The sequence below is a fragment of the Variovorax sp. KBW07 genome (assembly GCF_003852515.1).
In the GTDB taxonomy this organism is placed as follows: Bacteria; Pseudomonadota; Gammaproteobacteria; order Burkholderiales; family Burkholderiaceae_C; genus Variovorax.
This window is the reverse complement of record NZ_QAJK01000066.1, coordinates 1-14,696: the sequence shown is the minus strand read 5'-3', so window position 1 is coordinate 14,696 and position 14,696 is coordinate 1. Positions and strand designations below refer to the sequence as shown.

The 14,696-nt window shown below is 66.6% G+C and carries 12 protein-coding genes; 1 reads left to right on the top strand and 11 read right to left on the bottom strand.

Features of this window, described 5'->3' with window-relative positions:
- Window positions 1-2: 2 nt before the first annotated feature.
- The 11 genes from mraY to dksA form a co-directional block, all read right to left on the bottom strand.
- On the bottom strand, window positions 3-1,181 hold the full coding sequence (gene mraY / locus DBV14_RS15045; protein WP_124459964.1) for a phospho-N-acetylmuramoyl-pentapeptide-transferase: 1,179 nt from the start codon (window positions 1,179-1,181) through the stop codon (window positions 3-5).
- Between the two features lie 15 nt (window positions 1,182-1,196).
- A complete protein-coding gene (gene murF / locus DBV14_RS15040; RefSeq protein WP_124459963.1) occupies window positions 1,197-2,633 on the bottom strand; it encodes a UDP-N-acetylmuramoyl-tripeptide--D-alanyl-D-alanine ligase in 1,437 nt (478 codons plus the stop codon).
- Entirely contained in the window at window positions 2,630-4,189 is a 1,560-nt protein-coding gene (locus tag DBV14_RS15035) for a UDP-N-acetylmuramoyl-L-alanyl-D-glutamate--2,6-diaminopimelate ligase (protein ID WP_124459962.1), read from the bottom strand. The genes murF and DBV14_RS15035 overlap by 4 nt, the downstream gene beginning before the upstream one ends.
- Before the next feature lie 2 nt (window positions 4,190-4,191).
- A complete protein-coding gene (locus DBV14_RS15030; RefSeq protein WP_124459961.1) occupies window positions 4,192-5,946 on the bottom strand; it encodes a penicillin-binding protein 2 in 1,755 nt (584 codons plus the stop codon).
- Window positions 5,943-6,287, bottom strand: a complete 345-nt coding sequence (gene ftsL, locus DBV14_RS15025) for a cell division protein FtsL (RefSeq protein ID WP_124459960.1) — start codon at window positions 6,285-6,287, stop codon at window positions 5,943-5,945. The genes DBV14_RS15030 and ftsL overlap by 4 nt, the downstream gene beginning before the upstream one ends.
- Window positions 6,288-6,289: 2 nt before the next feature.
- Window positions 6,290-7,213 carry a 16S rRNA (cytosine(1402)-N(4))-methyltransferase RsmH gene (rsmH, locus tag DBV14_RS15020; protein WP_124459959.1) on the bottom strand — a complete coding sequence of 308 codons (924 nt, stop codon included), beginning with the start codon at window positions 7,211-7,213 and terminating at the stop codon, window positions 6,290-6,292.
- 8 nt (window positions 7,214-7,221) lie between these two features.
- Window positions 7,222-7,650 carry a division/cell wall cluster transcriptional repressor MraZ gene (gene mraZ, locus DBV14_RS15015; RefSeq protein WP_013539433.1) on the bottom strand — a complete coding sequence of 143 codons (429 nt, stop codon included), beginning with the start codon at window positions 7,648-7,650 and terminating at the stop codon, window positions 7,222-7,224.
- Between the two features lie 273 nt (window positions 7,651-7,923).
- Window positions 7,924-9,255 carry an ATP-dependent protease ATPase subunit HslU gene (hslU, locus tag DBV14_RS15010; RefSeq protein ID WP_124459958.1) on the bottom strand — a complete coding sequence of 444 codons (1,332 nt, stop codon included), beginning with the start codon at window positions 9,253-9,255 and terminating at the stop codon, window positions 7,924-7,926.
- A 2-nt stretch (window positions 9,256-9,257) separates the two neighbouring features.
- Window positions 9,258-9,803, bottom strand: coding sequence for an ATP-dependent protease subunit HslV (gene hslV / locus DBV14_RS15005; protein ID WP_042578379.1), 546 nt, complete (start codon window positions 9,801-9,803; stop codon window positions 9,258-9,260).
- Between the two features lie 64 nt (window positions 9,804-9,867).
- A complete protein-coding gene (locus tag DBV14_RS15000; protein ID WP_124459957.1) occupies window positions 9,868-11,556 on the bottom strand; it encodes an STAS domain-containing protein in 1,689 nt (562 codons plus the stop codon).
- A gap of 52 nt (window positions 11,557-11,608) precedes the next feature.
- Entirely contained in the window at window positions 11,609-12,571 is a 963-nt protein-coding gene (gene dksA / locus DBV14_RS14995) for an RNA polymerase-binding protein DksA (protein ID WP_260397043.1), read from the bottom strand.
- A 380-nt stretch (window positions 12,572-12,951) separates the two neighbouring features.
- Between dksA and DBV14_RS14990 the strand changes: the two genes are divergently transcribed.
- On the top strand, window positions 12,952-14,466 hold the full coding sequence (locus tag DBV14_RS14990) for a YdgA family protein (protein WP_260397042.1): 1,515 nt from the start codon (window positions 12,952-12,954) through the stop codon (window positions 14,464-14,466).
- Window positions 14,467-14,696: the final 230 nt, after the last annotated feature.

Genomic DNA, 14,696 nt, shown 5'->3' with positions numbered 1-14,696 from the left:
TCTCAGCGCAGCTTCAGCGTGGAAAGGCCCACGAGGCACAGCAGCATCGTGATGATCCAGAAGCGCACCACGACCTGCGTCTCGCGCCAGCCACTCTTCTCGAAGTGGTGGTGCAGCGGTGCCATCTTGAGCACGCGGCGGCCTTCGCCGTAGCGCTTCTTGGTGTACTTGAAGTACATGACCTGCGCCATCACCGAGATCGCCTCGACCACGAAGATGCCGCCCATGATGAAGAACACGATTTCCTGGCGCACGATGACCGCGATGGTGCCCAGCGCGCCGCCCAGCGCCAGCGCGCCCACGTCGCCCATGAAGACCTGCGCCGGATGGGTGTTGAACCACAGAAACGCCAGGCCCGCGCCGGCCATGGCCGAGCAGAACACTAGCAGCTCGCCCGAGCCCGGGATGTTGGGGAACAGCAGGTACTTGGAATACACCGCGCTGCCTGTGACGTAGGCGAACACGCCCAGCGCCGAGCCCACCATCACCACCGGCATGATCGCCAGGCCATCGAGCCCGTCGGTGAGGTTCACGGCGTTGCTCGCACCCACGATCACGAGGTACGTGAGGATCACGAAGCCGATGCCGCCGAGCGGGTAGCTCACTTCCTTGAAGAAGGGCACCAGCAGGTTGATCTTGGGCGGAAAGTCGAGGTCGAAGCCCGACTGCACCCACGCGAAGAACAGCTGCAGCACGCGCCAGTTGGAGCTTTCGGAAATGCTGAACAGCAGGTAGAAGCCGGCCAGCAGGCCGACCACCGATTGCCAGAAATACTTCTCGCGCGAACGCATGCCTTCCGGGTCCTTGCGGACCACCTTGCGCCAGTCGTCGACCCAGCCGATGGCGCCGAAGCCCATGGTGACCCACAGCACGATCCACACGAAGCGGTTCGAAATATCGAACCACAGCAGCGTGGCGAAGGCGATCGAGAACAGCACCAGCACGCCGCCCATGGTGGGCGTGCCGCTCTTGGTCAGGTGCGTTTCCATGCCGTAGCCGCGGATCGGCTGGCCGATCTTGAGCGCGGCAAGGCGACGGATCACGTACGGACCGGCCACGAGGCCGACCACGAGCGCCGTCAGCGCCGCCATCAGCGCGCGGAACGTGAGGTACTGGAAAACGCGCAAGAACCCGAATTCGGGCGACAGGGTTTGCAGCCATTGGGCCAGGCTCATCAGCATGTTGTTTTGCGCGGCTCATGCGTCATGACCGGCCTCCTTTTGTTGTGTTTTCGCCTGGGCAGCAATGGCCTGCACCAGCCGCTCCATCTTCATGGAGCGCGATCCCTTGACGAGCACGCTGCCGACCTGCGGCAAGCGGGCGAGCACCGCCGCGCTGAGCGCGTCGAATGCATCGAAATGGCGGCCGTTGGCTTCGCCGTTGAAAGCTGCGACGGTGTGGGCCGTCGCGGTGCCGATGGTGTAGACGGTCTCGATGCCGCGCTGGCGCGCCCGTTCGCCGACTTCGGCATGGAACTCGGGCGAGCGGTTGCCCACCTCGGCCATTTCGCCAAGCGCCAGCAGGCGTGGGCCCGGCAAGGCGGCGAGCACGTCGATGGCGGCGAGCACGGAATCGGGGTTGGCGTTGTAGCTGTCGTCGACCAGCGTGATCGCGTGGCCGTCGGGCAGCACGACTTCGCTGGCCTTGGAGCGGCCCTTGACCGGCTCGAAGGCCGAGAGGCCGGCGGCAATGGTCTCGATGGAAACGCCAGCCGCGAGCGCGCAGGCGGTGGCGGCCAGTGCATTGCCCACGTTGTGGCGGCCCGCGATGTGCAGGCGCGCGTCGAAGGCACCCAGCGGCGTGCGGATGCGCACGGCCCAGGCGCCCTGCTTCCATTCGGCGCTGTCGAGCGAAATGTCGGCGCCCTCGGCTTCGCCGAAGGTCATGCAGCGGCGGCTGCCGCCATCGCGGGCCATGTCGGTCCACAGCGAGGTGAAGGTGTCGCCATGCGGGAACACGGCCGTGCCGCCGTCGGGCAGCACCGCGAACACGGCGGCGTTTTCGACGGCCACCGCCTCGACGGTGGCCATGAATTCCTGGTGCTCGCGCTGCGCGTTGTTGACCAGCGCGATGGTCGGGCACGAAATGGCCGCCAGCCGTGCAATCTCGCCCGGATGGTTCATGCCCAACTCGACCACGGCGCGCTGGTGGCACGCACGCAGGCGCAGCAGCGTGAGCGGCACGCCGATCTCGTTGTTGAAATTGCCCGCCGTCGCCAGCGCGCGTTCGGCGCGGGAGGCGAACAACACGGCCGCGATCATCTGCGTGACGGTGGTCTTGCCATTGCTGCCGGTGACGGCAATGAGCGGCAGTTCGAACTGCGCGCGCCAGCCCGCGCCAAGCGCGCCGAGCGCGGCCAGCGAGTCGGGCACTTCGAGGCCCGCAAGGCCCGCGGCCTCGAGGCCGTGGTGGGCAATGGCGGCCACGGCGCCATGCTCCCTGGCCTGGGCCAGGAAATCGTTGGCGTCGAAGCGCTCGCCCTTCAATGCGACGAACAGGTCGCCGGGCGCAAGCGTGCGGGTGTCGGTGTGAACGCGGGCGATGACGGTCGATGCGTCACCCACCAGGCGCGAGCCTGGAATCCATTGCTGCACTTGCGCGAGCGTGAGGTCGAGCGGCGTCGTATCGCTCATGCGGCACCTCGCTTCGCCAGCGCGTCCAGCGCATGGCTCTTGTCGGAAAACGGAATGCGCTGGCCGGCAATTTCCTGCCAGGCCTCGTGGCCCTTGCCGGCGATCAGCACCACGTCTTGCGGCGCGGCTTGCGCGAGCACGTCGGCAATGGCGGCCGCGCGGTCGGGCTGCACCTGGGCCACTTCGGGCCGCGAGAAACCGCGCAGCACCTGGGCAATGATCGCGTCGGGCTTTTCGCTGCGCGGGTTGTCGCTGGTCACGACCACGCGGTCGGCCTGGCGCTCGGCCACGGCGGCCATCATCGGGCGCTTGATCGGGTCGCGTTCGCCGCCGCAGCCAAACAGGCACCAGAGCGCGCCACCGCGCTGCTGCACCAGCGGACGCAGGCCGATGAGCGCCTTGTCGAGCGCATCGGGCGTGTGGGCGTAGTCGACCACGGCGAGCGGCACGCCGGCGGCATCGCCCAGGGCGACGCGCTCCATGCGGCCCGGCACGCTGGTCAGGTTGCCGCAGGCGGCCACGGCTTGCGCCAGCGTCAGGCCCAGGGCGCGCAGGGTACCGAGCACGCCCAGCAGGTTGGCCACGTTGTACTGGCCGATCAGGCCGGTCGACAGCTTTTCGACCGTCGCGGTGCCGTGCTCGGCCACCGAGAACTGCAGGCCCTGCGCGTCGTAGCCGACGTCGCGCGCCATCAGCCGCGCCGGATGGCCTTCGGCCGACACAGTCCAGACATCGAGCGCGCCGATGCCGGCATCGACCAGGTTGGCGCACAGGCTGGCGCCATGCACGTCGTCGATGTTGATGACCGCCGCGCGCAGGCCGGGCCAGCGGAACAGCTCGGCCTTGGCCTGCCAGTAGGCGTCCATGCTGCCGTGGTAGTCGAGGTGGTCCTGCGTGAAATTGGTGAACACGGCCACGGCGATGCGCGCGCCGTCGAGCCGTCGCTCGGCAATGCCGATCGACGAGGCCTCGATGGCACAGGCGCCGAAGCCGTTGACGACCAGGGCGCGCAATTCGCGCTGCATCATCACCGGGTCGGGTGTGGTCAGGCCGGTGTAGGTCAACTCGGGCGGCACGCCGATGCCCAGCGTGCCCATGACGGCGCAAGGCGACGGTGCGCCGCGCTCCACGGTGCCGTCGGGCCGCATGGCGCGCACGCCACCCGCCGCCCGCAGCGTGCCGAGCGACTCGGCCAGCCACCATGCGGTGGAGGTCTTGCCGTTGGTGCCGGTCACGGCCAGCACGTCGAGCAGGGCCGAAGGGTTGTCGTAGAAGGCCGAGGCGATGGGGCCGGTGGCGGCCTTCAGGCCGGGGTAGCTCACGATGCGTTCATCGCCATCGAAGCCGAAGGCCTCGACGCCCTCGTGCTCGACCAGACAGGCCACGGCGCCCTGCGCCAGCGCGGCCGCCACATGCTTGCGCCCGTCGGTCGCGGCACCGGGCCAGGCGATGAAGGCATCGCCCGCGCCCACGGCGCGGCTGTCGGCATGCAGCGCACCCTGCACGCGTTCCTTCAGCCAGAACGCGGCCAGTTGGGGAGAGGTGAATGTCAGCATGTTCAGAAGCTCTCGGGGACGTCTTGCGTCAGCACCAGCGGTTTGACCGCCAGATCGGGCGCAACGTTCATCATGCGCAGCGTCTGCTGCACGACTTCACTGAACACGGGAGCCGCGGCAAGACCACCGTAGTACTGGCCGTCGCTGGGCTCGTCGATCATCACGGCGACGATGATCCGCGTCTTCTCGATGGGCGCCATGCCGGTGAACCAGGCGCGGTACTTGTTGCTGGCGTAGCCCTTGCCGACCTGCTTGTGGGCGGTGCCCGACTTGCCGCCGACCGAGTAGCCGACCGTCTGCGCGCGCGTGCCGGTGCCGCCGGGGCCGGCGGCCATCTGCAGCATCTTGCGCACCGCCAGCGCGTTGGACGGCGAGAACACCCGCACGCCGACCGGCGGCTCGGAATTCTTCAGGATGGTGACCGGAATGATCGAGCCGTCGTGCGCGAACGAGGTGTACGAATGCGCCATCTGGAACAGCGACGCCGACAGGCCGTAGCCGTAGGCCATGGTGGCCTGCTCGACCGGCTTCCAGGTCTTCCACGGACGCAGCCGTCCGGTGACCGCGCCGGGGAACTGGATCTGCGGCTTCTGGCCGTAGCCGAGCGCGGTGTAGGTGTCCCACATCTCGTGCGGGGTCATCTTCTGGGCGATCTTGAGCGCGCCGACGTTGCTCGACTTCTGGATCACGCCCTCGACTGTCAGCGTGCCGTAGTTGTGCGTGTCGCTGATGGTGAAGCCACCGATCTGGAACCGGCCGGGGCCGGTTTCGATCAGGGTCGAGGGCTTCACGCGGCCGGCCTCGAGGGCCATGCCGACAGTGATCGGCTTCATGGTCGAGCCGGGCTCGAAGGTGTCGGTGAGCGCGCGGTTGCGCAGCTGCTCGCCGGTCAGGTTCTGGCGCTTGTCGGGCACGTAGCTCGGGTAGTTGGCCAGCGCCAGCACTTCGCCGGTGATGGCGTCGAGCACCACCACGCTGCCGGCCTTGGCCTTGCGCGCGGTCACGGCGTCGCGCAGCTTCTGGTAGGCGAAGAACTGCACCTTGCTGTCGACGCTGAGCTGGATGTCCTTGCCGTCGAGCGGCGGCACGATGTCGCCCACGCCCTCGACCACACGGCCCAGGCGGTCCTTGATGACGCGGCGCGACCCGGCCTTGCCGGCCAGGTCCTTGTTGAACGCGAGCTCGATGCCTTCCTGGCCGTTGTCCTCGACGTTGGTAAAGCCCACCACGTGCGCGGCGGCCTCGCCCTCGGGGTACTGGCGCTTGTATTCCTTGCGCTGGTAGATGCCCTTGAGGTTCATCGCGGCAATCTGCTTGGCGATGGGTTCATCGACCTGGCGCTTGATCCAGACGAAGGTCTTGTCTTCGTCCTGGAGTTTCTTGTCGAAGTCTTTCTGCGACATCTCGAGCAGCTTGGCCACCTGCTTGAGCTTGGCCCGCACTTCGGGGTCGTCGCGCTCGATGTCTTCGGGAATGGCCCAGATGCTGGGCGCCACCACGCTCGACGCAAGAATGAGCCCGTTGCGGTCGAGGATGCGGCCGCGGTTGGCTGGCAGCTCCAGCGTGCGCGCAAAGCGCACTTCGCCCTGCCGCTGGAAGAAGCTGTTGTTGAAGACCTGCACGTACGCGGCCCGCCCCGCCAGCATGACGAAGCCCAGCGCGATGCCGGCCACGATGAACTTGCTGCGCCACACCGGCGTCTTGCTCGCGAGCAAGGGGCTGGTGGTGTAGCGCACGCTGCGGTTGCCGCGGCTCATCGTGCGGCCCTCGCGGTGGTGGCGGGCTTGTTGGGCGGCGTCACCGGTGGCAACGGCGCCACGGCCGGAATCACCGTGCCGTCGGGACGCACGTACTGCGTGATGGCCGGCGTGGTAGTGCGCATCTGCAGCTGCTCCTTGGCGAGCTTCTCGACACGCAGCGGCGTGGCCTGGCCGCGCTTTTCGACCTGCAGCCGGTCGTGGTCGGTTTCGAGCCGGCGGGCTTCCTGCTGCACGCGGTCGAGCTCGGTGTAGAGCTGGCGCGACAGGTACTGCGTGTGCACAAGGTACAGGGCCGTCGCAATGACGGCCAGCAGCAGGAGCAGGTTGAGGCGGGCCATGGCTAGTTGGCCTTGGTGCGTTCCGCGACGCGAAGAATGGCGCTGCGCGAGCGCGGGTTTCCGCTCACCTCGGCCTGCGATGGCTTGATGCGCTCGAGCGCGTTGAGCTTCATCACCTTGGGGGCGGCAAAGGGCGCGCGGCGGTCGTAGACCTCCTTCGAGTGCTTGGCAATGAACTGCTTCACGATGCGGTCTTCCAGCGAATGGAAGCTGATCACCGCGAGCCGACCGCCGGGCTGCAGCACGGAAAGACTCGCCTCTAGCGCCTGTTGCAGCTCTTCAAGCTCGGCGTTGATGAAAATCCGAAAAGCCTGAAATGTGCGCGTTGCAGGGTTCTGGCCCTGCTCGCGGGTTTTGACCGTGCCAGCCACGAGCTCGGCCAGTTCGGTGGTGGTTGAAATTGGGCCCCGTTCTTGTCGGCGAGCAACAATCGCCTTTGCAATCTGAACAGCAAACCGTTCTTCGCCATAGTCACGGATCACCTCTGCAATCTGCTGAAGTTCGGCTGTTGCCAGCCATTCGGCCACGCTCTCGCCGCGCGTGGTGTCCATGCGCATGTCGAGCGGGCCGTCGAATCGAAAACTGAAGCCGCGCACCGGGTTGTCGATCTGCGGCGAACTCACGCCCAGGTCCATCAGCACGCCGGCCACGCTGGCATCGGGCAGCTCGCCCAGCGAGCGGAATCCCTGGTGCCGGATAGAAAAACGCGCATCCGAGATGCGCGCTGCTTCGGCCACCGCTTCCGCATCCTTGTCGAATGCGATCAGCCTGCCTTCCGGTGCCAGCCTCGCGAGGATCGCGCGCGCGTGTCCTCCGCGCCCGAAGGTCGCGTCCACGTAGGTGCCTGCGGCCGCCGCACTGCCTGAAAGAAGGGCTTCCACCGCTTCGTTCAGCAAGACGGTCGTATGGGTCCATGGGGTGTTCACGTGAATCCTCAGAACGCGAAGTCCTGAAACACATCGGGCATTTCGCCCTGGGTGGCCTCGGCCTCCTTGGCCTCGTAGGTGGCCTTGTCCCAGAGTTCGAAGTGGTTGCCCATGCCCAGCAGCAGCGTGTCGCGCGCGATGCCGGTGGCGGCGCGCAGCTCGGGCGACACCAGGATGCGGCCCGTGCCGTCCATCTCGACGTCCATGGCGTTGCCCAGGAACACGCGCTTCCACCACTGCGCCGACATCGGCAGCGCGGCAATGCGCTCGCGAAACTTTTCCCATTCGGGACGAGGGAACACCATCAGGCATCCGTGCGGATGCTTGGTGATCGTGAGCTGGCCGCCCGCCGTGGCGCTCAGGACGTCGCGGTGCCGGGTCGGCACTGAGAGCCGCCCCTTGGCATCCAGACTGAGCGATGAAGCGCCTTGAAACACGACCACGAAACCCCTGTGTTGGGAGATGCTGCAGCACCCGAAAGAGGCACTACTCGCACTTTTTCCCACTTAACTGCACTTTTTTGCACTGTAGCAGGAAACACTTGGGACGCAACTGGCCGTTGGTGGTATTTTTTGTAATGGAATCAACGACTTAGCGCCGATTCCAAAACCTCGGAATCGGTGAATTTCGTTGAAAATGAAGCACTTAGCTCACGCAGTGAAAGTAAAGCGTGAAGCATTCCCCCGTTACAGGGGGAATAAGAAGCGGCTTCAGAGAATGAAGCGCGAAAGGTCTTCGTCGTGACTTAGTGCCGCAAGGCGCTGGTCGACATAGGCGGCATCGATGCGGATCGATTGCCCTTCAAGGCGTGTCGCGTCGAAGCTTACCTCATCCAGCAAGCGCTCCATCACGGTCGACAAACGGCGTGCGCCGATGTTCTCGGTGCGCTCGTTCACTTCGAAGGCAATGCTGGCCAGCCGGGTCACGCCGTCGGGCATGAATTCGAGCGTCACGCCCTCGGTGGCCAGCAGCGCCTGGTACTGCTTCACCAGCGACGCGCGGGTCTGCGTGAGGATGCTTTCGAAGTCCGACACCGAGAGCGACTGCAGCTCCACGCGAATCGGAAAGCGCCCCTGCAGTTCGGGAATCAGGTCGCTCGGCTTGCTCAGGTGGAACGCGCCGCTCGCAATGAACAGCATGTGGTCGGTGCGCACCACGCCGTACTTGGTGGTCACGGCCGTGCCCTCGACCAGCGGCAGCAGGTCGCGCTGCACGCCCTGGCGCGACACGTCGGAGCCCTGCGCTTCGCTGCGCGTGGCGACCTTGTCGATCTCGTCGATGAAGACGATGCCGTTCTGCTCGGCATTGGTAATGGCCTGCGCGCGGATCTCGTCCTCGTTGACCAGCTTGGACGCCTCTTCGTCGATCAGCAGGCGCATCGCCTCGGCGATCTTGAGCTTGCGGGTCTTGCGCTTGCCGCCGCCCATCTGGCCGAACATGCCGCGCAATTGCTCGGTCATTTCTTCCATGCCGGCGGGGCCCATGATCTCCAGCGGGGTGCGGGTTTCGGCAAGGTCGAGCTCGATTTCCTTGTCGTCGAGCTGGTGCTCGCGCAGCTTCTTGCGGAAGGCCTGGCGCGTGGGATTGGGGCCTTCGAGTGCGGCGGTGGTGCTGCCATCGGCGCCGCGCGCGGGCGGCAGCAGCACGTCGAGGATGCGCTCTTCGGCCGCGTCTTCGGCGCGGGCACGCACCTTCACGCTCTCGGCTTCGCGGGTCTGCTTGACGGCAATTTCCGCCAGGTCGCGAATGATCGAATCGACGTCCTTGCCCACGTAGCCCACTTCGGTGAACTTGGTGGCCTCGACCTTGATGAAAGGCGCGTCGGCCAGCCGCGCAAGGCGGCGGGCAATCTCGGTCTTGCCCACGCCCGTGGGGCCGATCATGAGGATGTTCTTGGGCGTGATCTCGCCGCGCAGCTTTTCCTCGACCTGCTGGCGGCGCCAGCGGTTGCGCAGGGCAATGGCCACGGCGCGCTTGGCGGCGGGCTGGCCGACGATGTGGTTGTCGAGCTCGGAGACGATCTCCTGGGGGGTCATGGACATGGTCAGAGCGCTTCCACCGTGTGGTTCATGTTCGTGTAAATGCAGATTTCTCCGGCGATCGCCAGCGATTTGCGCACGATCTGCTCGGCCGAAAGGTCGGTGTTGTCAATCAGCGCCTTGGCCGCCGACTGCGCATAGGCGCCGCCCGAACCGATGGCAATGACGCCGTCTTCGGGTTCCAGCACGTCGCCGTTGCCGGTGATGATGAGAGAGGTGGTGGCATCGGCCACGGCCAGCATGGCTTCGAGCTTGCGCAGCACGCGGTCGGTGCGCCAGTCTTTGGTGAGCTCGACCGCCGCGCGGGTCAGGTGCCCCTGGTGCTTTTCGAGCTTGGCCTCGAAGCGCTCGAAGAGCGTGAAGGCGTCGGCGGTGGCGCCGGCAAAGCCGGCCAGCACCTTGCCGTGATAGAGCCGGCGCACTTTGCGCGCCGTGCCTTTGATGACGATATTGCCGAGAGTGACCTGCCCGTCCCCGCCAATGGCGACCTGATCGCCTTGGGGGGTCTTGCGGCGCACGCTCACGATGGTGGTGCCGTGAAACTGTTCCATCGAAGCCATCTGGGGATGGGCGGTGGCAATGCAAGCCCCGGGCAAAGCCGGGTTCCAGCCGGTTTCAGTTCTTGCGAACAGCTACCGTTGCGTGGTCGGCAATGCCGATGAGGTTGAACAGCGCGGCCATCAGGCGGTGCGCATCGACGAACTGCACCCGCTCGCCGTTGGCGTCGCGCGCGCGCACCCAGCTCAGCAGTGTGCCGGCGGCGGTGAGGTCCATGCGCACCAGCGCCGCGCACGAAATGACGGGCGCCGCCGTGTGGCGCAGGTCGTTGTCCAGCCGCTGCCAGCACGACAGCGAATCGCCGCGCAGGTCGCCCGCCAGCGCGGCAAAGCCGCTGTCGGTGGACGGAAAGCTCTCGGAATCGCCACCGACGGACAGCAGCGACCACACCGAGCTGTGCCGGCTGGCCGGCGGCGGCGCGGCCAGCGAAGTGCACTCGCCCTTCGGGTCTTGCCAGGAAGGCGGCGACACCTCGTAGGTGATGCAGTAGTTGAGCGCCACCAATTCAAAATCGTCTGGCAGATGCATCATGCGCAGCGCCGCCAGGTGCAGCTGCCACCAGATGTCGTCGGTGCTCCGGTCGTTGTTGGGCGCGGCTTCAGACAGCACCGCAAGCAGTTGCGCCGTGCCCATGAAGCGCAGTTGCACCGGCGAATCGGCCCAGTGCGCGAACAGCACGCGCAGCGGCGCGGCGGCATCGGCTTCGATGGCGGTCAGGCCGCGCCAGTCCAGAGTCCAGACCGAACCGGCCTGCGACAGTGCGCGCGTGAGGCCCATCAGGCCTTCGCGCGCCAGCCGCGCAGGGCTGGCCCAGTCGGCGCTGCCGCCTTCGGCCGCGGCTCCCGCGTCTTCGCTGGCGGTGACCGCCTTCACGCTGCGGGCCAGTTCTTCGAGCGACACCCAGTCGGGGCCCATGCGCTTCATGCGCGCCGCGTAGCGCATGCGGGCGGCCGCGAACTTGGCGGCGTCGCCGGTGGCGCGGTACAGGTCGAACAGGGCACGCCAGCGGTTGTCGTCACGTTCGGCCGCGGGGTCGCTCGTGCCTTCGGGCGCCGTGGCGCCCTCGGAGGCCAGGGCCTGCAGCAGGGTGGCCTCGGCACCGGCGTCGTCGCCATGCGCGAAGCGGATCACCGCCTCTTCGAGCGCGCCGTCGTGCGCGAGCCGGGACGACAGCAGCGGCACGCCACTGGCGGCAACGGCTGGGCTGCCCGTTGGTGCCGCAGCACTGGCAGCAACAGCCGCAGCGCCCGGCGCGGCGGCCGCTGCGGGCGCGCGCTCGGCAGCCGGCTCTTCGAGCAGCTCGTCGGTGTGCACGGGTGGCAGGGTCTCGGCGCCGGCATCCGGCGGCGGGTTGACCAGCGTCTCGCCGTTCGGCCCCCGCCCCTTCCACCACTGCTGCGACATCTGCTGCTCGATCTCGTCGATCTTCTTGAGCGTGAGCGCGCGGCCTTCCGGCTTTTCGGAAGAGCTGTTGAGGTTGAACGAAGACGGCGTGACCGTCGGGTCGAACGCATGCGCGGCGGCTTCGCGCTGGCGAAGCTTGCGCAGCATGTCGAACTCGCGCCGGCGCACGAAATCGTTGCGCTGGCGCCGCTCGATCATTTCCTTGAGCATCTCCCGGCTGTAGGCCTGGTCGGGCAGCGAGGAGTCCGAGGAAGGGGCATCCAGCTCCGACCAATCCTTCAGGGGATTGCGGACAAACTTGGCCACCTTGGAAAAAAGGCGGCCCGATTCTTCCTTTGCCATGCGGTGAAAGACTATCGGGCGGGCAGGTTTCTTCTCTCTACCTTGCCGCCGATCAATCCCCGAACATTTTCTGCTTGAGTTCGCGGCGCTGTTGCGCTTCGAGCGACAGCGTGGCCGTCGGGCGGGCCAGCAGGCGGCCGACGCCGATGGGCTCGCCGGTTTCGTCGCAGTAGCCGTAGTCGCCGGCGTCGATGCGCTGGATCGATTGCTCGATCTTCTTGAGCAGCTTGCGCTCACGGTCGCGCGTGCGCAGTTCGAGCGCGTGCTCTTCCTCGATGGTGGCGCGGTCGGCCGGATCGGGCACGACCACGGTGTCTTCACGCAGGTGCTCGGTGGTTTCGCCGGCGTTTTCCAGGATGCCGCGCTTCAGCTCCACCAGCTTCAGGCGGAAGAACGCCAGCTGCTTTTCGTTCATGTACTCGTCGTCGGGCATGGCAATGACTTCTGCATCGCTCAGCTCGGCGGCGGTCTTGGCCTTCCAGTTGTTGACCAGCTTCGGGTCTTTCTTGACGGCCAGCGGCGGCGGTGGCACCAGCGCGTTGGAAGGTGCCTGCGAGAAGCTGGACTTGGCGGCGGTCGATGCCACCGATTGCGGCATCGAAGGGACGGTCAGTTGCGACAGCCGGGACACACGGCCACCACGTGCAGCGGGTGCGGGCGTGATGGACTGAACGGGCATCGAGGGTGTCGCCGGGGCGGAAGAGGAGGCGGCAGCCGTTTTTTTCATGGGGATCGGGGGGGCAGAAGGAACGGCAGCAGGGCGGCCGACAGGTTTGGATGACGATGGACCCGCGGCTGCCGCGGTCTTGGCCGCAGGCTTGACGGGTTTCTTCGCAGCGGTCGCGGCCTTGGCCGGTGGTGCTGCGGGCTTTTTGGATGGCGCGCTTTTCTCCTTCGCGGCAGGGCCATGTGCGGTGGCGGAAACCTTTTTCGCCGCGGGTACAGCCTTCGCAGCCGGCGCCTTTTTTGCGGCGGGCTTGGTTGCTGGCGTGGCCTTTGCGGCGGGTTTCTTCACGGTGACTGGCTCCTTGAACGAACTGGAACGCGCTTTCACTGGGTGTCTCCTCCCATGGGAACCATTTGCGGCTTTCAGACCGGGCGGGTTCCACGTTGTCGGGGTGCTCGCGGTTGGCGAACCCCGGGGTTATACCCCCGAAAGCCCACCAAAAACGTGCGGCGCCCCGTACCGGAAGTCACATCTTTTCCATCTGGATGAGACATGGCTGCCGGAACAGGCGCGCGATTGTATAGAGAACTCGAACGCGCGGGCACGCCGTGGCCGTGCCGGCCGACTCCGTTAGCATCGCGCGGCGTTGTCGGAGGGGACGACGCAGGCCCGCCAATGCCCATGTGCGGCGCGGGCCCATCCAATCATTCGAGAAAAGAAAGCAAGTCTTGAGCAAGAAAGCAGTATTGGGAGTTCTGGCCGCGGCCATCGCCGTCGCGTATGGCGGCAGCACCTGGTGGGCAGGTTCGCAGGTCAAGTCGCGCTACGACACCGCCTTCGACGAACTGCCGAAGCAGACGGCGCTGGTGCGCGTGGTCGAGCGCAACTACGACCGCGGCTTCCTGGGTGCCGTGAGCACCGTGACGCTGGAAATCGGCTGCGCCGCCGACGCCGTGGCATCGGCCACGCCAGCACCCACCCCAGCACCCGCGGCCAAGCCCGCGGAAGGCGAAGAAGCCGAGGCCGACGCCGACGAAGACACCGAGGCGCAAGCCGACAGCACGCCGCTCAAGCCTTTCCGCATCACCCTGCGCGACACCATCCACCACGGCCCGCTGGCCGGCGGATCGCTCGCCGCGGCCACCATCGACAGCGAGCTGGTGCTCGATGCCAAGACCCAGGCCAACGTCGAAAAGCTGTTCGGCAAGGCCAAGCCCCTGACGGCGCACACCAAGGTGGCCTTCAGCGGCTCCTTCACCTCCGACCTGACGGTCGCGCCCATCAAGGTGTCCGAAAAAGACAAGGGCGACCTCAACTGGCAAGGCGCGCAAGCCCGCATGGAAATGAACGGTGCACGCACCCAGGTGCGCTACGACCTGACCATGCCGGGCCTGGACTTCGTCGACACCCGCAGCGGCGTGACCATGAAGATGGGCAAGCTCACCGCCAAGTCCGACATGAACAAGAGCGCCGGCTGGATCCTGGCCACCGGCAAGACCGAAGGCCGCATCGACAGCATCGAGTTCGCGGCGCCCAAGGGCCTCGGCGGCGCCTCGGGCGGCGAGCACAAGGCCCTGCCGACGGTGCTGCTGCAAGGCATCGACCTGATCGGCGAGGCGAGCATCAAGGACGGCCTGTACGACTCGGGCGGCACCGTGAAGGGCAGCGGCAAGATCGGCCAGACCAAGATCGACAAGTTCGAGATGAGCAGCGGCGCGCGCCGCATCCACGCCGATGGCTACAGGAAGCTGGCCGATGCCTGGCTGCAGTCGAGCGCCGCCAACGGCTGCGGCAAGGGCGGCAGCAAGGCCTCGCAAGCGGCGATCAAGGCGCTGACGGAGCAACTGATGCCCGACCTGAAGGCGATGGCAAAGTACAGCCCCGAATTCGGCGTGGACAAGATGCTGGTGGAAGTGGACGGCAAGCGCGCCGAGATCAGCTACACCGCGGGCCTGACGGGCGTGACCGACGAAGACCTGCAAGCCCCGGGCACGGCGCTGCTGCTGAAGCGTGGCGTGCTGAAGGCGAACGCGCGGTTGCCGATGAAGTGGCTCGAAAAGCTGGCTGAAACGGGCGCCGAAAGTGGCCAGACGCCGCCGCCGGAAATGGTGGCGGGCCTGGTCGAACAGGGCGAGGAAAAGGGCTTCGTCAAGCGCGATGGCGATGACGTCACGGCGCAGGTCGAGTACAGCGAAGGCACGCTGAAGCTCAACGGCAAGCCTTTGGGGGCGCCGGGGCAGTAACTCGCCCGACTCGGCACTGCCTTCGATACGTCTCTTGTCGTGCGTGATGCGCCTTTGTTCAGGGCGCAATCACGCCGACGGCGTGCTCTGCTCCGCGAATGTCCCCCGCTTCGCTCCTCCTTTATTTCGCTGCGCGGAGCACCCGATGCCAGTCGCACGAGGGCGCTGCTCTCGCATTGGCCGATCAACGACCGCTCTGAAGGCGCTCGCGCCGATGGTGTGCTCTGCGC

Excerpts from the sequence above, each read along its gene's own strand:
- DBV14_RS15000 (WP_124459957.1), bottom strand. The coding sequence starts at position 11,556 with ATGGCAAAGGAAGAATCGGGCCGCCTTTTTTCCAAGGTGGCCAAGTTT.
- mraY (WP_124459964.1), bottom strand. The coding sequence starts at position 1,181 with ATGCTGATGAGCCTGGCCCAATGGCTGCAAACCCTGTCGCCCGAATTC.
- murF (WP_124459963.1), bottom strand. The coding sequence starts at position 2,633 with ATGAGCGATACGACGCCGCTCGACCTCACGCTCGCGCAAGTGCAGCAA.
- hslV (WP_042578379.1), bottom strand. The coding sequence starts at position 9,803 with ATGGAACAGTTTCACGGCACCACCATCGTGAGCGTGCGCCGCAAGACC.
- hslU (WP_124459958.1), bottom strand. The coding sequence starts at position 9,255 with ATGTCCATGACCCCCCAGGAGATCGTCTCCGAGCTCGACAACCACATC.
- DBV14_RS15030 (WP_124459961.1), bottom strand. The coding sequence starts at position 5,946 with ATGAGCCGCGGCAACCGCAGCGTGCGCTACACCACCAGCCCCTTGCTC.
- DBV14_RS15035 (WP_124459962.1), bottom strand. The coding sequence starts at position 4,189 with ATGCTGACATTCACCTCTCCCCAACTGGCCGCGTTCTGGCTGAAGGAA.
- ftsL (WP_124459960.1), bottom strand. The coding sequence starts at position 6,287 with ATGGCCCGCCTCAACCTGCTCCTGCTGCTGGCCGTCATTGCGACGGCC.